Origin of the sequence: Nocardioides eburneus (assembly GCF_040838215.1) — a bacterium.
Taxonomy (GTDB): Bacteria; Actinomycetota; Actinomycetes; order Propionibacteriales; family Nocardioidaceae; genus Nocardioides; species Nocardioides eburneus.
Genome location: NZ_JBFPJR010000012.1, coordinates 1 through 19,044, shown reverse-complemented (window position 1 = coordinate 19,044; position 19,044 = coordinate 1). Strand labels below are relative to the sequence as shown.

17 protein-coding genes are annotated in these 19,044 nt (G+C 70.5%); 13 read left to right on the top strand and 4 right to left on the bottom strand.

Annotated features, from left to right (window positions below):
- Nucleotides 1-11: 11 nt before the first annotated feature.
- From AB3X52_RS08640 to AB3X52_RS08625, 4 genes are all read right to left on the bottom strand, one after another.
- The gene (locus tag AB3X52_RS08640) at nucleotides 12-1,640 is read right to left on the bottom strand and encodes a flavin-containing monooxygenase (protein ID WP_367993304.1); all 1,629 of its coding nucleotides are present in this window, start codon (nucleotides 1,638-1,640) and stop codon (nucleotides 12-14) included.
- Nucleotide 1,641: 1 nt separating this feature from the next.
- Nucleotides 1,642-2,538 (bottom strand): alpha/beta hydrolase fold domain-containing protein, encoded by an 897-nt coding sequence (locus tag AB3X52_RS08635; protein WP_367993302.1) that lies wholly within the window; start codon nucleotides 2,536-2,538, stop codon nucleotides 1,642-1,644.
- 148 nt (nucleotides 2,539-2,686) lie between these two features.
- Nucleotides 2,687-3,658 carry an AraC family transcriptional regulator gene (locus AB3X52_RS08630; protein WP_367993300.1) on the bottom strand — a complete coding sequence of 324 codons (972 nt, stop codon included), beginning with the start codon at nucleotides 3,656-3,658 and terminating at the stop codon, nucleotides 2,687-2,689.
- Between the two features lie 77 nt (nucleotides 3,659-3,735).
- On the bottom strand, nucleotides 3,736-4,455 hold the full coding sequence (locus tag AB3X52_RS08625) for a hypothetical protein (RefSeq protein ID WP_367993298.1): 720 nt from the start codon (nucleotides 4,453-4,455) through the stop codon (nucleotides 3,736-3,738).
- A gap of 265 nt (nucleotides 4,456-4,720) precedes the next feature.
- Between AB3X52_RS08625 and AB3X52_RS08620 the strand changes: the two genes are divergently transcribed.
- From AB3X52_RS08620 to pdxS, 13 genes are all read left to right on the top strand, one after another.
- On the top strand, nucleotides 4,721-5,638 hold the full coding sequence (locus AB3X52_RS08620; protein ID WP_367993296.1) for a GH12 family glycosyl hydrolase domain-containing protein: 918 nt from the start codon (nucleotides 4,721-4,723) through the stop codon (nucleotides 5,636-5,638).
- Nucleotides 5,595-7,583 (top strand): threonine--tRNA ligase, encoded by a 1,989-nt coding sequence (gene thrS, locus AB3X52_RS08615; protein WP_367993294.1) that lies wholly within the window; start codon nucleotides 5,595-5,597, stop codon nucleotides 7,581-7,583. Before AB3X52_RS08620 ends, thrS begins: the two co-directional genes overlap by 44 nt.
- 206 nt (nucleotides 7,584-7,789) lie before the next feature.
- Nucleotides 7,790-8,803, top strand: coding sequence for an AurF N-oxygenase family protein (locus AB3X52_RS08610; RefSeq protein WP_367993292.1), 1,014 nt, complete (start codon nucleotides 7,790-7,792; stop codon nucleotides 8,801-8,803).
- A 51-nt stretch (nucleotides 8,804-8,854) separates the two neighbouring features.
- Nucleotides 8,855-10,543, top strand: a complete 1,689-nt coding sequence (locus AB3X52_RS08605) for an FAD-dependent oxidoreductase (protein WP_367993290.1) — start codon at nucleotides 8,855-8,857, stop codon at nucleotides 10,541-10,543.
- Between the two features lie 3 nt (nucleotides 10,544-10,546).
- Nucleotides 10,547-11,260 (top strand): TetR/AcrR family transcriptional regulator, encoded by a 714-nt coding sequence (locus tag AB3X52_RS08600; RefSeq protein ID WP_367993288.1) that lies wholly within the window; start codon nucleotides 10,547-10,549, stop codon nucleotides 11,258-11,260.
- 46 nt (nucleotides 11,261-11,306) lie between these two features.
- Nucleotides 11,307-11,852 carry an HIT family protein gene (locus AB3X52_RS08595; protein WP_367993286.1) on the top strand — a complete coding sequence of 182 codons (546 nt, stop codon included), beginning with the start codon at nucleotides 11,307-11,309 and terminating at the stop codon, nucleotides 11,850-11,852.
- Nucleotides 11,853-12,073: 221 nt separating this feature from the next.
- Entirely contained in the window at nucleotides 12,074-13,201 is a 1,128-nt protein-coding gene (locus AB3X52_RS08590; RefSeq protein ID WP_367993284.1) for a sugar ABC transporter substrate-binding protein, read from the top strand.
- A 77-nt stretch (nucleotides 13,202-13,278) separates the two neighbouring features.
- On the top strand, nucleotides 13,279-14,079 hold the full coding sequence (locus AB3X52_RS08585; RefSeq protein ID WP_367993282.1) for an ATP-binding cassette domain-containing protein: 801 nt from the start codon (nucleotides 13,279-13,281) through the stop codon (nucleotides 14,077-14,079).
- Entirely contained in the window at nucleotides 14,076-15,350 is a 1,275-nt protein-coding gene (locus AB3X52_RS08580; protein WP_367993281.1) for a sugar ABC transporter permease, read from the top strand. The genes AB3X52_RS08585 and AB3X52_RS08580 overlap by 4 nt, the downstream gene beginning before the upstream one ends.
- The gene (locus tag AB3X52_RS08575) at nucleotides 15,350-16,549 is read left to right on the top strand and encodes an ROK family protein (protein ID WP_367993279.1); all 1,200 of its coding nucleotides are present in this window, start codon (nucleotides 15,350-15,352) and stop codon (nucleotides 16,547-16,549) included. Before AB3X52_RS08580 ends, AB3X52_RS08575 begins: the two co-directional genes overlap by 1 nt.
- 59 nt (nucleotides 16,550-16,608) lie before the next feature.
- Nucleotides 16,609-17,229 (top strand): phosphatidylinositol phosphate synthase, encoded by a 621-nt coding sequence (pgsA, locus tag AB3X52_RS08570; protein WP_367993277.1) that lies wholly within the window; start codon nucleotides 16,609-16,611, stop codon nucleotides 17,227-17,229.
- A complete protein-coding gene (locus tag AB3X52_RS08565) occupies nucleotides 17,226-18,014 on the top strand; it encodes an inositol monophosphatase family protein (RefSeq protein WP_367993275.1) in 789 nt (262 codons plus the stop codon). The genes pgsA and AB3X52_RS08565 overlap by 4 nt, the downstream gene beginning before the upstream one ends.
- A 63-nt stretch (nucleotides 18,015-18,077) precedes the next feature.
- Nucleotides 18,078-18,995: a pyridoxal 5'-phosphate synthase lyase subunit PdxS gene (pdxS, locus tag AB3X52_RS08560; protein ID WP_367993273.1), complete on the top strand. Its 918-nt coding sequence runs from the start codon at nucleotides 18,078-18,080 to the stop codon at nucleotides 18,993-18,995.
- The last annotated feature ends 49 nt before the right edge of the window (nucleotides 18,996-19,044 follow it).

The following is a 19,044-nucleotide window of genomic DNA, read 5'->3' as shown; positions in this document are numbered from 1 at the left end:
CGAGGGGTTGGTCAGGCGGAGGCGAGGGCTCGCTCGGAGACCTTGAAGCCGCGGAAGTCGTCGTCGGCGATCTCGTCGATCACCTGCTGGTAGCCGCCGATCCCGCCGAGGTAGGGCATGACCGCGCTCGCCTTGCCGGCGATGTTCGCGCCGGTGTACCAGGAGTCGGCCAGCGGAAACACCGTCATGTTCGCCACCTCGGCGGCGTGAGCGATCCAGCCCTCCTCGGCCTTGACGGTGGCCTCGACGAGGGCATGACCACGGTCGACCGCGTGCTCGAGCAGGCGGGCGATGAACTCCACGTGCTGCTCGATGGCGACGAACATGTTGCTGTTCACCGACGGGCTCAGTGGCCCGGTGATGGTGAAGAGGTTCGGGAAGCCGGCGACCATGACACCGAGGTAGCTGGCGGGGTACTCATCCCACTTGCGGCGCAGCGAGGCGCCGTACCTGCCGCGGGGGTCGATGGCACGCAGCGCTCCGGTGATGGCGTCGAACCCGGTCGCCAGGACGATCACGTCGACGGCGTACTCCGCGTCGGCCGTCCGGATCCCGCTCTCGGTGAACGTGACGATCGGCGCCTCGCGCAGGTCGACGAGCGCGACGTCGTCGCGACGCAGCGTCTCGTAGTAGTCGGTGTCGACGCAGAGGCGCCGCGAGCCGACCGGGTAGTCGGGGATGAGCCGCTCGGCGAGCTCCGGGTCGCCAACCCGCTCGCGGATGCGCTCGGCCAGGAACGCCGCCGCGACGTCGTTGGCCCGCTGGTCGACGATCGGGTCGTTGAAGGTCGTGAGCAGCTTCATCGGGCCGCCGTAGTCGAAGTTGCGCTGGTACGCCGCCCGCACCTCGGCCTCCGGGAGCTCGAAGGTGGAGACGTTCGGGTTGCGGGTGTCGACGCCGAGCAACGTGGTGCGGGCGGTCCGGCGACGCTCGGGATACTCCGCGACGGCCGCGGCGAACTCCTCGTCGGTGAGGAGCCGGTTGTACGCCGGGATCGAGTAGCTCGGCGTGCGCTGCATGACGAAGACCTGCTCGGCCTGCTCGGCGACCAGGGGAGTGATCTGGATGCCGGTCGAGCCGGCGCCGATGACGGCGACCCGCTTGCCGGTGAAGTCGAACCCGTCGCTCGGCCACTGCGAGCTCACGAGGACCGTGCCGCGGAAGTCGTCCTGCCCCGGGAAGCTCGGGACCTTCGGCTGGGAGAGCACGCCGGTGGCCGCGACGACGTACGTCGCCGTGAACCGCCGGCCGTCCTCGGTGTCGACCGTCCAGCCTTCGGTGCGCTCGTCGAACTCCGCGCTGACGACGTTCGCGGCGAGTCGGATGTCGCGGCGCAGGTCGAAGCGGTCGGCGACGTGGTCCAGATAGGCCAGGATCTCCGGCTGCGTGGCGTACTTCTCGGCCCAGCGCCACTCCTGCTGGAGGTCGTCGTCGAAGGAGTAGGAGTAGTCGAGGCTCTCGACGTCGCAGCGGGCGCCCGGGTAGCGGTTCCAGTACCACGTGCCGCCCACGCCGTCGCCGCGTTCGAGGACGACGGCGTCGAGGCCGAGCGTGCGGCAGGTGTGCAGCATGTAGAGGCCCGCGATGCCGGCGCCGATGATGATCACGTCGCGCTGCTCGGGGATGGTCGTCGTGCTCATGTCAGATCGTCTCCTTGATGGACGTCGCGGACGCCACCGTCGCGCCGACCTCAGCGAGGACCTCGGCGCTCTCGTCGACGGCGAACCAGAAGAGGGCCCAGTCGTGGACCATGCCGTCCCAGGCGCGCAGCGTCCCGCCGGAGGCGTCCGCGACGCGGACGGCGTCGTCGTAGAGCACCTCCTCGGTGCCGACGTGGACCGTGATCGGCGCCAGCCCGGAGAGGTCGCCGAGGGCCGGTGAGGCGAGCGGGTCGCGCGGGTCGGCCCCGTCGAGGTAGACCGCGGCCGCGTCGAGCAGCTGCTGGCGGGAGAGCAGCGGGTCCCGGTCGGCGCGCCCCGACGCGGACTCGCCCGAGCAGGTCAGGTCCGCCCACGGCGAGAGGAGCACCGCAGCAGCCGGTTGCGGTACGCCGGCGGAGCGGGCCGCCACGAGGAGTGCGAGCGCGAGGCCGCCGCCCGCGGAGTCGCCGACGACGGTGAGCCGGTCGGCACCCACCTCCTCGGCCAGGACGCGGTAGACCGCGAGCGCCTCGTCGACCGCACCGGGGAAGCGCTTCGCCGGCGCGAGCGTGTAGTCGGGGGCGAAGACCGCGAAGCCGCTCGCCTTGGCGATCCCGCCGATGATCCCGAGGTAGCCCTGCGGGTCGCCGGCGACGTACGCCCCGCCGTGGAGATAGAGGGCCGCGACCCGGTCGGAGCCGTTCACGGGGGTCACCTGCAGCCCAGGGACGCCGGCGACCTCGCGGGCCTCGACGGCGATCCCGTCCGGGACCGGCAGGCCGCCGAGGAACGCGGCGAAGTCCGCCCGCGCCTTCTGGGGCGGGTCGGAGAAGTTGGGGACCGAGCCGCCGGCCTCGGCGGCCGCGGCGAGCAGGGCGCTGAGCTGGTGAACGCTCATCGGGGAAACCTCCGCAAGTCAGAGCCATCGGTGTGACGGCTCTCACATGCTGGCAACGGTCTCGTGCGGAGGGCTTGAACGACGCCGCACAACACCTTGCACGAGCGCGCACAGTGGCCGTCGCGTACGGCGCCTGACGCCCAGGACGTCAGTGGGCAGCGACGGCGCCCGCGGCCCGGCGGTACTGGCTCGGCGTCATGCCGAAGGCCTGCTTGAACGCCCGGGTGAAGTGTGGCCCGTCGGCGAAGCCCCACCGCGCGGCGACGTCGGCGATGCCGATGTGGGCGAGCAGGGGGTCGGCGAGGTCGCGTCGGGACGCGTCGAGGCGTTGGGCCCGGACGAAGCCGGTCACCGTCGTTCCGGTCTCGCTGAACAGGCTCTGCACGTAGCGCGGGGAGACGTGGAGAGCCGCCGCGATGGTGCTCGGGGAGAGCGTGCGGTCGTCGAGGTGCTCCCGCACGTACGCGTGCGCTCGTTGCCGCAGGTCGGCCCGCTGCGCCCCCGTGACGGAGAGGCGGGGACCGAGCTCGGCGTGGAGCAGTGTGGACAGCAGCTCGACGGTCGTGTGGGCGACGCGGCGTCCACTGGCGCCGGCGAGCACGTCGAGGTTCCGCGCCAGGCCCGAGAGGTACGGCACGACCACGCCTTCGAGGGAGCCCGCGCCGAGACGGGCGGCGGCGAGCTCCGCGATCGCGTCGGGTTCCAGGCCGAGTGCGTTGCGCGGGAGCATCAGGATGAGGCAGTCGAACCCGTGGTCGCCGTGGATCCAGTAGGTCTGCGCCGTGTCGACCAGGCCGAGTGTTCCGGGCCGGAGAGCGACCTCCTGCTCCCGCTGCCGCAGGACCGCCACTCCTTCGACCGGCACGAAGACCTTGACCGGATCCGCGTCGGGTGCGGGACCGCTGCCCTCGTGCCGGAACTCGTGCGTCGTCGCGTCCACGTGGGTCACCAACAGGTCCTCGACCTGGTAGGCCCCGATCGTCCCGGAGAACCGCCCGCGCGGCGCGGACTCGAAGACGACGGGGCGATACATCGCGCTGACGGCCGAGCTGAACGCTCCGGGGTGGCCGAAGCGCAGGTATCGACTCGTCGTCGCAGGGAGATCCGACTTCGCCGCCACACCTACCTCCTGGTGACGCGCCTCACTTCGGGTGAAGATACAGCGACGTCCCGGCGGATGCAGACACCGTCCACCGGTCAGGCGGCGGCGACCCCGGGGATCGTGTAGCCGTTGATCGAGTTCGCCCACCCGGCGTACTGCAGGTTCCACTCGAGGCTGAGATGGCGGATCGAGACGGTCGCGACCTGGCCGGTGCCGCCGGCGTCGGAGGAGCGGACCTGCCCGTCGCCCAGCGAGATGGCGATGTGCCCGTGTCCGCTGCTGCCGCCGGTCCAATAGACGGCGGCGCCGCGCGGCGGGTCCGCGGAGTCGGGGTGCCGCCCGGTCGCGTGGTCCCAGGCGCTGGTCGCGTCGGCGTACTTCGACGGGATCCCCGCCTGCTCACGCGACCACGCCAGACACTGTCCCGGCACGTTGACGGTCGAGCTCATCGCCGCGGCGACGGTCTGCGCGGCGTCGCTGGGAGCGACCGGGAGCCGCGGGTGAGGAGCCTTCCGGAGGGGCGGTCGAGACCTCGCGGGCGGCCCGGCCGCGTGCGTGCGCGCCGGCGCGGCGTGCCGTACGCGTTCCTGGTTGTCCAGGCGATCCCAGGAGCGGGACACGGCGAGCTCGCGTCGCACGGGTGCGTTCGCGGCGACGGGTGGGCGCGCGCCGCTCGCGGTCGCCTCCGGGGAGTGGTCGTGCCGGTGGACCGCCACGACGAGGGTCGCAGCGATGGCGATGGCGGCGGACAGGGAGATCGCCCGGGCGGGCGCGGCGATGGCGAAGCGGAGGGGCGTGTTGAACGGTGAAGACAAGCGGGGGAGTTCCTCGTGCACGGAGACAGTTGCTTTGCGGCGGGAACGCGCACGGGGTGGGTTCCGGCACAGCGGGAGACGCAGCGGTCGGGCCGGGCGACTCCTGGGGGTTGAACGTCGGGGACCGCTCGATCTATCCGGCTTCCTGGGTGATCCGTGTCATGGGTCCTGCCGCCGACGGGTGTGATGGCGGCATGACGACGGCGCCGTCGGATACCCAATTCTGGGGATGGTGGGCGCGTTCGACAGACAGGAGGGTGGGGCGGTGCTCTCGACCAGGCTCTTGCGTCGTACGACGGCGGCGGCTGCGCCGCTCGCCATCCTCCTCCTCGTGCCGCTGCTGGCGCTCGTGGCCCGGCCTTCGCCCGCGACGGCGACGACACCCGCCTGTCCGCATCCGGTCTATGCGACCTGGGCCCACCACGGCATGTGGAGCCGAGGGGCCTACACGGTCGACAACGACATGTGGAACGCGTCGGGCTACCGCATGTCGCAGCACCTGCGGGTGTGCAGCCGGGCGCGGTGGACGGTCGACGCGAAGGTCGCGAACCCGACCGACACCGCCGTGAAGAGCTACCCCAACACGCACCGCGACTTCCACAACTGGGCGACCGGGCACGAGCCGCGGCTCTCGTCGTTCCACGTCCTGCGCACCTCCTGGGCGGCGCGGACGCCTGGACGGGGCATCTACGACGCGGCGTACGACCTCTGGCTCAACGGCGTGGCCGACAACAACAGCAACGAGGTCATGATCTGGACCGACAACCACCGCCAGGTGCCGTACGGGCGCCGTGCCGGTCACCTGTGGTTCAACCACGTCCGGTGGCAGATCTGGACTGGCTCCGGGCACTCCTACATCGCGCTGGTCCCGGGGCGCCGGCTCGCGCATGGCACGCTGGGCCTGCTCAAGCCCCTCCGCACGCTCGTCCGGCGCGGCCTGCTTCCCACGCGCACGACGGTGGGCCAGGTGGGCTTCGGCTTCGAGATCGTGCGTACGGCGAACCAGCGGCTGCGGTTCGCCACGACTCGCTTCACGGTGACCGCGCGGCGCGGCTCACCGATGAGCGCCGGCCCCGACGCTCCGGATACGATCGAGCGACCGCCGTTCGGCGGCATCCGACCCGACCACAGGAGCAACCGTGTCCGAGCTGAAGATCGTCGTACTCACCGCGTCAGGGCGTGAGGAGCGGACGGTCACGACGGGCACGAAGGCCTGGGAGCTGTTCAAGGACGAGCCGGCGATCATCGCCGGGCGGGTCAACGGCCGCCTGAAGGACCTCGCCTACGAGCTGCAGGACGGCGACGAGGTCGAGGGCGTCGCGATCGACTCCGCGGACGGTCGCGACATCCTGCGGCACTCGACTGCCCACGTGATGGCCCAGGCGGTGCAGGAGCTGTTCCCAGAGGCGAGGCTCGGGATCGGCCCGCCGGTGCAGGACGGCTTCTACTACGACTTCGACGTCGAGACCCCGTTCGTGCCCGAGGACCTGGTCAAGATCGAGTCCCGGATGCGCAAGATCATCAAGGAGAACCAGCGCTTCTCCCGGCGCGTCGTCACCGACGCGGAGGCGATCGAGGAGCTCCAGGACGAGCCCTACAAGATCGAGCTGATCGGCCTCAAGGGCTCCGGCCACGCGGAGGGCGCCGCCGAGGGCGCGAACGTCGAGGTCGGCGCCGGTGAGCTGACGATCTACGACAACCTCGACCGCAAGGGCGAGACGGCGTGGAAGGACCTCTGCCGCGGCCCTCACCTGCCCACCACGAAGCGCATCCCGGCGTTCAAGCTGATGCGGTCGGCGGCGGCGTACTGGCGCGGCGACGAGAAGAACAAGCAGCTCCAGCGCATCTACGGCACCGCGTGGGAGACCAAGGAGGCGCTTGAGGAGCATCTCCACCGGCTCGAGGAGGCCGAGCGCCGCGACCACCGCAAGCTCGGCCGCGAGCTGGACCTGTTCAGCTTCCCCGACGAGATCGGGTCCGGCCTCCCGGTCTTCCATCCCAAGGGTGGGGTGATCAAGCGGGAGATGGAGGACTACGTCCGTCGGCGCCACATCGAGGAGGGCTTCTCCTACGTCGGCACGCCCCACATCACCAAGGACGGCCTCTTCCACACCTCGGGCCACCTGCCCTATTACGCCGACACGATGTTCCCGCCGATGGAGTTCGAGGGCGCGAACTACCAGCTCAAGGCGATGAACTGCCCGATGCACAACCTGATCTTCAAGAGCCGGGGCCGCTCCTACCGCGAGCTGCCGCTGCGGCTCTTCGAGTTCGGGCACGTCTACCGCTACGAGAAGTCGGGCGTGATCCACGGGCTGACGCGCGTGCGTGGCTTCGCCCAGGACGACAGCCACTCCTACTGCACGAAGGAGCAGGCGCCGGAGGAGGTCAAGCACCTCCTCAACTTCATGCTGAGTGTGCTGCAGGACTTCGGTCTGGACGACTTCTATCTCGAGCTCTCGACCCGCGACGACACCAACAAGGAGAAGTTCGTCGGCAGCGACGAGGACTGGGCGACCGCGACCGCGATCCTCGAGCAGGTCGGCAAGGAGACCGGCCTCGAGCTGGTTCCCGACCCGGGCGGTGCGGCCTTCTACGGCCCGAAGATCTCCGTCCAGGCCAAGGACGCCATCGGCCGCACGTGGCAGATGGGCACGGTCCAGTACGACTTCAACCAGCCCGCCGGCTTCGGTCTGGAGTACGCCGCCGCCGACGGTTCCCGGCAGCAGCCGGTCATGATCCACTCGGCGAAGTTCGGCTCGATCGAGCGGTTCTTCGGCGTCCTGGTGGAGCACTACGCCGGCGCGTTCCCTCCGTGGCTCGCTCCCGTCCAGGTGCAGGCGATCCCGGTCGCCGACGCCTTCACGGACTACCTCTACGACGTCGCTGACCGGCTGAAGAGGGCCGGCATCCGCGTCGAGGTCGACGACTCCGACGACCGGATGCAGAAGAAGATCCGCAACGCGCAGCTGCAGAAGGTGCCGTTCATGCTGATCGCCGGCGGCGAGGACGCCGAGAAGGGGGCGGTCTCGTTCCGCTACCGCGACGGCCGGCAGGACAACGGTGTGCCGATCGAGGACGCGATCGCACGCGTCGTGGCGGCCGTGGAGTCGCACGAGCAGGTCTAGCAGCGCCACGCGACGCGACGACCCGGAGCCGGGCGGCTCCGGGTCGTCGTGCATTTCAGCCCCGGCACGCACCGGCCAGGAGGTGGATGAAAGATAAATGTGACTCCATGTCGCGCGTACTCTTGTTTACGGGACACGAGTCTGCGTAACCTGGGTCACGTCCTCGTTCGTTCAACGCTGAACTCGATGCTGAAGAGGTGCTCGACATGACTGCAGTCCAGCAGGAGAAGCACGACAAGGCCGTCGCCCCCGGCGCTCACCAGGCGCAGGGCAGGCAGGGCTACTACGACACGCTCCGCACGCTGTCGCAGGCCTCGGTGGACCAGCACTTCGACGCCTTCAAGGACATCGACTGGGAGTCGCCGGAGTTCGCCGTCGTCCCGAACGACGAGCGTTGGATCCTCTCCGACGCGGACGAGATCGGCGCCCACCCGTGGTACAAGGCGCTTCCCAAGGAGCGCCAGATCGAGATCGGGATGTACCGCATGGCGATGGTCGCCAAGGTCGGGCTGCAGTTCGAGCAGCTCTTGATCAGCGGCGTCATGCAGTACCTGCTCTGGAGCCGCAACGACAACCCGGAGTTCCGCTACGCCACCCATGAGGTGACCGAGGAGACCCACCACACCCAGATGTTCCAGGAGCTGGTGAACCGCGTCTGCCCGGACGCGACCGGCTCGTCGGCGTACTTCAAGACGCTGATTCCGCTGCTGGCGACCGCCGGGGCTTGGTTCCCCGAGGCGTTCTTCGTCGGGATCCTTGCCGGCGAGGAGCCGATCGACCACCTCCAGAAGAACGTCATGCGCGCCGGTGGCATGCATCCGCTGATGGACCGCGTCATGCAGATCCACATCGCCGAGGAGGCGCGCCACATCGGCTTCGCCCACCAGTTCCTCGAGCACCACGTGCCCGAGCTCAACCCGGTGAAGAAGCAGCTCCTGGCGGCGCTCTACCCGGTGATCATGCGCTGGCTCTGCGACGTGATCATGAAGCCGAGCAGGAAGGCGCTCGCCGACATGGGCATCCCGGACGAGGTCGCCAAGGAGATCTGGTGGGAGTCGCCGGAGTCCCGCAAGATGCTGCGCGACCTCTTCTCCGATGTGCGCATGCTCGCCGACAACCTCGGCCTGCGGAACCGCGTCACGAAGCAGATCTGGAAGGCCATGAAGATCGACGGCCGCCCGGCCCGCTTCCGCAGCGAGCCGGCCTCTGCCGCTCACTGAGACAACTCCGGACTCCCGAGGCTGCGGCCTCTCGAGCAAGAACGGTCAGCCGTGCCCCACGTCGTCACCCAATCCTGTTGCGCCGACGCCTCGTGCGTCGTGGCGTGTCCGGTCAACTGCATCCACCCGGCCCCCGGCGAGCCCGGGTTCGGCGAGGCCGAGATGCTGTACGTCGACGCCGCGTCCTGTGTCGACTGCGGCGCCTGCGCCACCGCCTGCCCGGCGGACGCGATCGTCCCGCACACCACGCTGACGCCCGCCCAGGAGCCGTTCCTCGCGCTCAACGCGGAGTACTTCCAGGTCTTCCCGCACCGTGATCGGACGCCGCTGGCGCTAGTCCACCCGCAACGCCGGCTCACACGCACCGGCCCGTTTCGGGTGGCGGTGGTGGGTGCCGGGCCGGCGGGGCTCTACGCCGCCGACGAGCTGCTCAAGCACCCCGAGATCACGGTCGATGTCTTCGACCGGCTGCCGACGCCGTACGGCCTCGTGCGTGCCGGCGTGGCGCCCGACCACCAGCACACCAAGCAGGTCGAGAACCTCTTCAGCCAGATCGAGAGCCAGCCGGGCTTCCGCTACTTCCTGGGGGTCGAGGTCGGCAAGGACATCTCCCATGCCGAGCTGACCGCGCGCTACCACGCCGTGCTCTACACGGTCGGAGCCGCGAGCGACCGGCCGCTCGGCGTCCCGGGCGACGACCAGCCGGGTTCGCTCTCGGCCACCGACTTCGTGGGGTGGTACAACGGCCACCCCGACAAGCAGGACCTCGACGTCCGGATCGACGCCGCGTCGAACCCTGCCGGGCGCGTCGTCATCGTCGGCAACGGCAACGTCGCCCTCGACTGTGCGCGGATCCTCGCCGAGGACCCGGAGCTGCTGTCGCGCACGGACGTCTCCGACGGTCCGCTCGCGGCGCTGCGCGACAGCAACGTCCGCGAGGTGGTCGTGCTCGGACGCCGCGGTCCCGCGGAGGCGGCGTTCACGGTGCCCGAGCTGGTCGGCCTCGCCGGCCACACCGGGATCAACGTCGTGGTCGACACCGGCGACCTGCCGGCCGAGGAGGCGTTCGCCGCCGACTCGGTGAAGTCGCGGCTCCTCAGGGAGCTCCACGGCCGCCCGGTCGACCCCGCCAAGCGCACGATCGTCCTGCGGTTCCTCGCCTCGCCGACCGCCGTGGTCGCCGGCGACCACGGCCGGGTCCGCGCGGTCGAGGTCGGCCGCAACCGGCTCCAGACCGATGATCGGGGTGTCACTCGCGCGGTGCCCACGGGCGAGACGGAGCTGCTGGAGACCGGTCTGCTGCTGCGCGCGATCGGCTACAAGGGGCTGCCGGTCGCCGACCTGCCGTACGACGCCGCCACCGGCACCGTGCCGAACGACCGGGGCCGGGTCGTGCCCGGCGTCTACGTCGCCGGCTGGGTCAAGCGTGGTCCGACGGGGTTCATCGGCACCAACAAGACCGATGCCGAGGAGAGCGTCGACCAGCTGCTCGACGATCTCGACAGCGGCGTCATCCCCGAGCCCGTCGGTGACGCGAGCAGCGTCGCGGCGATCATCCGTGGACGCCAGCCGGCGATGGTCGACCTGGCCGGCTGGCAGGCGATCGATGCGGAGGAGAAGCGCCGCGGCGCCGCGGCCGGGCGGCCGCGGGTCAAGCTCGTCGACGTCGACGAGATGCTCCGCGTCGCCGCGACCGCGCGTGGGCCGCGCTATGCGCGGCTGCGCGGAGGACGGGACTGACCCATGGCGGCGACGAGGAGCGATGGCCGTCAGGCGCGCTGGGACAAGCACAACGAGACCCGACGCCAGCAGATCATCGATGCCGCGATGGCCGCGATCGAGGAGAACGAGCCGGGCGCCGACGTCAAGGTGCAGCAGATCGCGGCCCACGCCGGCATCTCCCGGACCGTGATCTATCGCCACTTCGAGGATCGCGCCGATCTGGACCGCGCCGTCCAGCAGAGCATCATCGAGAGCCTGTGGCGCGAGCTGCACCCGGCGATGAGCCTCGACGGCACCGTCCCGCAGATCATCCGCCGCATCGTGGGGACCTACGTCGGCTGGGCGGTCGCCCACCCGGCGCTCCACCTCGCCGCCGACCATGATCCCGACGGTGCGGTCGACGGACCGCTGCGCGAGGGGATGGAGCGCATCGCGACCGAGGTCTCGCAGGTCGTCGCGGCGGGCATGCTGGTGCTCGGCGGGACGCTCTCCGAGGAGGACGCCAGGGCGTTGGATCCGCTCGTCTTCGGCCTGGTGGGCGCGGTGTTCGGCGTCGTACGCCGGTGGCTCACGAGCAGCGACCGGCAGCTGTCTGCCGACGCGCTGGAGAAGCTGGTCGCCCAGTCCGTCTGGTTCGTCGTCGACGGCCACGCCCGGACCTTCGGCCTCTCGATCGACCCGACGATGCCCGTCGTCGAGCTGCTCGAGCCCGAGCGGCTCACCACGACGCCCTGACGGGCGCCGTGCCGATGTCGGACGAGGGCTCGTTAGTCTGGCCCGCGTGACCGAGGACGTGAGCGTGCTGCGACAGGACGGCGTGGGCGAGGCCGACGCGCTGGACCGGCTGTGGACGCCGTACCGCATGGCCTACATCCGCGGCGAGAACAAGCCGGTCGACGCGTCCGCGCGGGAGTGCCCGTTCTGCCGCGTCCCGACGCTCGACGACGAGACCGGCCTCATCGTTCACCGCGGCGAGTTGGCGTACGTCGTGCTCAACCTCTATCCGTACGCCCCCGGCCACGTGATGGTCTGTCCCTACCGCCACATCGCCGGCTATGTCGAGACGACCGAGGATGAGGCTGCGGAGATCGCGGTGCTCACGAAGCGGGCAGTGGCCGTGCTCGGCGAGGTCTCGCAGGCCTCGGGGTTCAACATCGGGATGAACCAGGGCGAGGCGGGCGGCGCCGGCATTGCGGCCCACCTGCACCAGCACGTCGTCCCGCGGTGGGTGGGGGACCAGAACTTCATGCCGATCATCGGCAACACCAAGACCCTCCCGCAGCTCCTCACCGACACCCGCGCGCTGCTCGCTGACGCCTGGGGCTGAGAGCCGCACGCTCCTCGTTCCCGAGCACCCGCATGCCCCTCGGCGCGCGGGTGCTGGCGTGTCCGCGGGAGGCGCCCGACCGGGACGGCGCAGTCCCCAGCGGCCCAAATTGGGGAACTTCGCGGGAGGCCTTGCTCGAGGTGACGCTGATCACTAAGTTGTGGTCCGCAACATATCTGTGACGGCAGTCACACATGCTCGAGCAATGGAGGTCGAGAAGTATGGACAGGCGCAGAACTCTTGGCGTCGCGTCGCTGACCGCGGCGGGGCTGCTGGCGCTCGGGTCGCTGGCTGCGTGTGGAAGCAGTGACAATGGCGGAAGCGGGGGAGGCGGCGGGGGCAGCAGCTCCTCGGCCGACGTCGGCGTGATCCTGCCGGACGCGACGACATCGCCTCGCTGGGAGGGTCAGGACCGACCCAACCTGCAGAAGGCGTTCCAGGCGGCCGGGCTCAAGGCCGACATCCAGAACGCGGGCGGCAGCACCGCCAAGTTCGGTGAGCTGTGCGACACGATGATCAACGAGGGCGTCAAGGTCATCATGATCACCAACCTCGACTCCGAATCGGGCGGAGCCTGCCTGAAGAAGGCGGCCGACGCCGGTGTCCAGAGCATCGACTACGACCGACTCACCCTCGGCGGCGGCGCTTCCTACTATGTCTCCTTCGACAACGTGAAGGTCGGCGAGCTCATGGGTCAGGGCCTGCAGCAGTGCCTGACCGACATGGGCAAGAAGAGCGCCAACATCGTCTATGTCGACGGTGCCGCCACCGACAACAACTCGGCGCTGTTCAAGCAGGGCTATGCCCAGGCGCTCAAGCCGAAGCTGAGCTCGGGCGACTACCACCTGGTGGGTGACCAGTCCGGGAACTGGGACGCCACCACGGCGGGTCAGGTCTTCGACCAGATGTACACGCAGAACAACGGCAAGATCGACGGCATCATCTCCGCCAACGACACGATGGCCGGCGGCATCATCGCGCGCCTCAAGGCCGATGGTCAGGCCGGCAAGATCCCGGTCACCGGGCAGGACGCCGGCACCGAGGGTCTGCAGAACATCCTGCAGGGCTACCAGTGCGGCACGGTCTACAAGAACACCACGCTGGAGGCGAAGGCCGCCTCGGACCTGGCGATCGACCTGATCAAGGGCGACAAGGCCGCGGCCGACAAGCTCGCGACGGGCAAGGTGGAGGACACGAAGCTCAAGAAGGAGATCCCGTCCGTCCTCGCGACGCCGGTGTGGGTCACCAAGGACAACGCCAAGCAGGTCGTCCAGGACAAGCAGGCGGACGCCTCGCAGGTCTGCAAGGGCGCCGTGGCCAAGCTCTGCACGAAGTACGGCTTGAGGTAGCCGGCCCCGCCGGTGGCCCGCCCCACGTGGACGGGCCACCGGTCCCGCACGTCCCCACATCCCTAGGGAGGGTCCTCGTGACCGTCGAAGCGCCCGAGAAGACCGGGCCCGACCATCTCGCCGCGCCCCTGCTGGAGCTGCGCGGCATGCAGAAGAGCTTCGGAGCCGTGCACGTCCTGCGCGGCGTCGACCTCGTCGTACGCCCCGGTGCCGTGACCGCCCTCGTCGGCGACAACGGCGCCGGCAAGAGCACGCTGATCAAGGGCATCGCGGGCATCCACTCCTTCGACGAGGGTGAGTACCTCTTCGAAGGACGGCCCGTGAAGGTCCACGGACCGAAGGACGCCAACGAGCTCGGGATCGAGGTCGTCTACCAGGACCTCGCGCTCTGCGACAACCTCGACGTCGTCCACAACATGTTCCTGGGCCGCGAGATCGTTCGCCGCGGCGTCATGGACGAGGACACCATGGAGCAGCAGGCGCGGGAGACCCTCGACGGCCTCTCGGTTCGCACGCTCAAGTCCGTGCGCACCCCCGTCGCGTCGCTCTCGGGCGGCCAACGGCAGACCGTCGCCATCGCGCGTGCGGTGCTGTGGAACTCCAAGGTCGTCATCCTCGACGAGCCGACCGCGGCGCTCGGCGTCGCGCAGACCGAGCAGGTCCTCAAGCTGGTCCGCCGCCTCGCCGACCGCGGCCTGGGCGTCGTCCTCATCAGCCACAACCTCAACGACGTCTTCGAGGTCGCCGACGAGGTCGCCGTGCTCTACCTCGGTCAGATGGTCGGCCAGATCCGGGTCGCGGACACCGACCGGGAGCGGGTCGTCCAGGCGATCACCACCGGTCGCGTCCCCGGCTCCGACGAAGGGAGCGCGTCATGAGTGCCACCATGACCAAGCCCGCGGCGCCGCAGGAGCAGCCGCCGCCACCGCAGCAGTCCGACTCGCTCGGGCAGGCGTTCTCGGCGTACCTCGCCCGCGTCCGTGGCGGCGACGTCGGCTCGCTGCCCGCCGTCCTCGGGCTGGTCGCGCTCGTCGTCGTCTTCTCGATCCTGCGGCCACACACGTTCACGAACTCGTTCAACTTCGCCAACCTGATCGGTCAGTCGGCCGGTGTCACCGTGCTCGCCATGGGCCTGGTGTTCGTGCTGCTGCTCGGGGAGATCGACCTGTCGGCGGGCTACTCGGGTGGTACGTCGGCCGCGGTCCTCGGCGTCGTCCTCACCAAGCACGACTGGCCACTGGTCCCGTCGCTGATCGCGGGGCTGCTGACCGGTGCGGTCATCGGCTGGGGGATCGGCCTGCTCGTGGCGCGGCTCGGCATCCCGTCGTTCGTCGTGACGCTCGCGTGCTTCCTCGGCTTCCAGGGTGTGCTGCTGCTGATCATCGGCGAGGGCGGGACGATCCCCTACCAGGACAAGTTCGTGAACGCCCTCAACAACGACAGCATGCCGGTCTGGCTCGGATGGGTCCTCGGCATCGCGCTGGTGGTGGCGTACGCCGGCCTCGGCTTCCTCACCATGACCCGCCGCCGCGCGAAGGGACTGACCGCGCAGTCGCTGGCGGTCTGGGCCGTCAAGAGCGGCGTGGTGGCCGTGGTCGTGATCGCGGTCGTGGCCTACCTGTCGAAGGAGCGCAGCCGCAACCCGGCGCTCAACTCGCTCAAGGGCGTGCCCTACTCGTTGCTGATCATCGTGGGCCTGCTCCTGGTCCTGGGCTTCGCCCTGAGCCGGACGGCCTGGGGCCGTCACGTGTACGCCGTCGGTGGCAACGCCGAGGCGGCGCGCCGGGCCGGCATCAACGTCGCCTGGATCAAGCTGAGCTGCTTCATGGTCTCCTCCACGATCGCGGCGATCGCGGGCATCCTCATCGCGAGCCGGACGAACTCGGTGAACCCGAACACCGGTGGCGACACCACACTGCTCTTCGCCGTGGGCGCGGCCGTCATCGGTGGCACCAGCCTCTTCGGCGGCAAGGGGCGCGTCGTGGACGCGCTGATCGGCGGCACCGTGGTCGCCGTCATCCAGAACGGCATGGGGCTGCTCAACCAGTCCCAGGGCAGGGTCTGGGTCGTCACCGGGCTGGTGCTGCTCTTCGCGGCGAGCGTCGACGCTCTCAGCCGCAAGCGAGCGAGTGCGACCGGGCACGTCTGATGGCGTCCGCGACGGCGGCGCCCGCGGTCGGCGGGGGGACCGAGGAGCTGCGCCGGGGCAACCTCCGTGCGGTGCTGCGTGCCGTCCACGAGCGCGGGCCGCTGACGCGGTCGGAGCTGACCCGGCTCCTCGGCCTCAACCGCAGCACGGTCGGGGGCCTCACCAACGAGCTGATGGGGCTCGGCCTCGTGCGGGAGCGGGTGGCCGCCCGCGAGGGCCGCGGGCGGCCCTCCCACCTGGTGGAGCCGCGGGCCGAGAACGCCGTGGTGGCGGTCGACCTCGGGGTCGACCGGGTCGCGGTGGCACTCGTGGGGCTCGGCGGCACGGTCCTCGACCGGCGGGTGCGGCGCCACCAGCGCGGCAGGCACGACGTCAACCACGTCGTCGAGACGATCGCACAGATGGTGGGGCAGATCCTCGAGCAGGACGCGCCGGAGCGCTACCTCGGGGTGGGGGTCTCGGTCCCGGGCGCCGTCAGGGCGGGTGACGGCCTGGTCCAGTTCGCCCCCAACCTCGGGTGGCATGAGGAGCCCTTCACCGAGCTCCTCGCGAAGCGGCTCGAGCTGCCGGTCCGCAGCGGCAACGACGCCAACCTGGGCGCCGTCGCCGAGCACCTGCGCGGCGCGGCCGTGGGACACGACCATGCGGCGTACCTCTCGGCCAGCGTCGGCATCGGCGGTGGGTTCCTCGTCGGCGGCACGCTGCTCGAGGGCGTCGGCGGGTACGCCGGCGAGGTCGGCCACCTGCAGGTCGACGGCAGCGGGCCCACCTGTCGCTGCGGTGGGGTCGGCTGCTGGGAGATGAAGGTCGGCGAGAACCGGCTGCTCACCCTCGCCGGACGCCTGCCCGGCGGCGGGCCCGAAGCCGTCGCCGAGGTCATCGCCTCCGCCGAGGCGGGGGAGGTCCGCGCCGCCGAGGCCGTCGCCGAGGTGGCGAGCTGGGTCGGCGTCGGGCTGCGGTCGATCATCAACATCTTCAACCCCGAGGTGATCGTCCTCGGCGGGAGCCTGGCGCAGCTGTGGGAGAGCGCGTCGGCCCGGGTCGAGCAGGCCGTACGACGCAGCGTGCTGCTCTCGCCGCCCGCCGACGTCACGGTGGTCGCCGCCCGGCTCGGGCAGGACTCGAGCCTGGTCGGCGCCGCGGAGCTGGCCTTCGAGGCCGTGCTCGAGGACCCGCAGCGCGTGGGCGCCCTGTGCTGAACCCGCCGCGCGGCACCGATCCGTGCGCCCGCGGCCGGGACCGGTAGCCTGCTGCCGCCATGCTCGAACGATTCCGCGCCTTCTGGACGAAGGTCCTCTCGCCCGTCGCCCACCTGCTGATCAAGCTGCACGTGAGCGCCGACGCCGTGACCCTCGTGGGCACCGTCGGCGTCTGCGTCGGCGCGCTCGCGTTCTACCCCCAGGGGCACCGCCTGGGCGGCACGATCTTCATCACCTGCTTCGTCTTCAGCGACCTCATCGACGGCCACATGTCGCGGCTGACGGGCACGACCAGCAAGTTCGGGGCGTTCCTCGACTCGACGCTGGACCGGATCGGCGACGGCGCGATCTTCGGCGGGCTGGCGCTCTACTTCGCCGGTCCGGGCGACAGCCGGCTCTACACCTGGCTCGCGGTCGTGTGTCTCGTGATGGGGTCGGTGACGTCGTACGCCCGAGCGCGCGCGGAAGGTCTCGGCTTCCAGGCCAAGGTCGGGATCGCGGAACGGTCCGACCGGCTGGTCTCCATCCTGGTGATGACGGGCTTCGCCGGCATCTTCGACGTCGACTGGCTGATCTACCTGACCTTGTGGGCGCTGGCCGTCGCCTCGACGATCACGGTCGGCCAGCGCATCTGGGTGGTCCGCCAGCAGGCGCTCGCGGAGAGCCGGGCCGCGGTGTGACCACGGCTCGCCCGACGCTGACCGACGACGTACGCCTCGCGGGCGCGCTGGTCCGCGACGCGGGGCGGCTGGCGCTCGAGATGCGTCGCGGCGGCATCGCGGCGGAGCAGAAGTCCTCGGTCTCCGACCTCGTCACCGCGGCCGACCGCGCCGCGGAGCGGCTCGTCGTCGACCGCCTCGGGCGCGAGCGTCCCGACGACGCCGTCCTCGGCGAGGAGGGCGCCGCGCGGGAGGGTGCGAGCGGGCGGCGTTGGGTCATCGACCCGGTCGACGGCACCTACAACTTCGTCAGCGGCCTCACCTGGTGGTGCTCCGCGCTCGCGCTCACCGAGGGGGAGGGCGAGGAGGAGAGGGTGGTTCTCGGCGCCGTCTACCACCCCCACGACGACGTGCTGTACGTCGGCGGTCCGGACGTTCCGACCACCCGCAACGGCGAGCGCCTGCCCACGCTCGAGGACCGGCCGCTGGGTGAGTCGTGCCTGACGACGTACCTCCATCCGCCCTTCTTCGGCGATCCGGTCGGTGACGCGTTCAGCCAGGTGGCGTCCGGTGCGGCGACGCTGCGGATGCTCGGCTCGGGCTCCATGGACCTCACCGCCGTCGCGCAGGGCCGGCTCCACGTGTCCTGCCAGCACTCCGTGCCGCCGTGGGATCGGCTGCCCGGTCTGGGTCTCGTCCTCGGCGTCGGCGGCGTGGGACGGCAGGTCTCGGCCGCGGGTGTCGTGTGGTCGGTGACCGGTGTGCCGACGGCGGTCGCGGACGTGTGCGCCGCCCTCGCTCGGTAAAGCCTCGTCTCGCGGTGGCCGCCGATGACGGCTCATGCCCGAGAGCGGCCTAGCATTTCGGTCATGGCAGCGAGCACTTCCCCGGACGAGGCGAACCAGCAGCACACCGGCACCACTCCCGTGAAGCGGGGGATGGCGGAGATGCTGAAGGGTGGCGTCATCATGGACGTCGTCACTCCCGAGCAGGCGAAGATCGCCGAGGACGCCGGCGCGGTCGCCGTGATGGCGCTCGAGCGGGTCCCCGCCGACATCCGTGCGCAGGGCGGCGTCTCCCGGATGAGCGACCCCGACATGATCGACGGCATCATCGAGGCCGTCTCGATCCCGGTGATGGCCAAGGCCCGCATCGGCCACTTCGCGGAGGCCCAGGTCCTGCAGTCGCTCGGTGTGGACTACATCGACGAGTCCGAGGTGCTGACGCCGGCCGACTACGAGAACCACATCGACAAGTGGGACTTCACCGTGCCGTTCGTGTGCGGCGCGACCAACCTGGGTGAGGCGCTGCGGCGCATCACCGAGGGCGCGGCGATGATCCGCTCCAAGGGCGAGGCCGGCACCGGCGACGTCTCCAACGCCGTCACCCACATGCGCACGATCCGCAAGGAGATCCGCCGGCTCGGCGCGCTCAGCCCCGATGAGCTCTACGTCGCCGCGAAGGAGCTGTCGGCGCCGTACGACCTGGTCAAGGAGATCGCCGCGACCGGCAAGCTCCCGGTCGTGCTCTTCACCGCCGGCGGCATCGCCACCCCGGCCGACGCCGCGATGATGATGCAGCTCGGCGCCGAGGGCGTCTTCGTCGGCTCCGGCATCTTCAAGTCCGGCAACCCGGCCGAGCGGGCCGAGGCCATCGTCAAGGCCACGACGTTCTACGACGACCCCGACGTCGTCGCGAAGGTCTCGCGCGGTCTCGGCGAGGCCATGGTCGGCATCAACGTCGACGAGATCCCTCAGCCGCACCGGCTCGCTGAGCGCGGTTGGTGATCCCGGTCTGAGGACCCAGGTCCAGCCGGCGGTGGGGCATAGCTCGAAC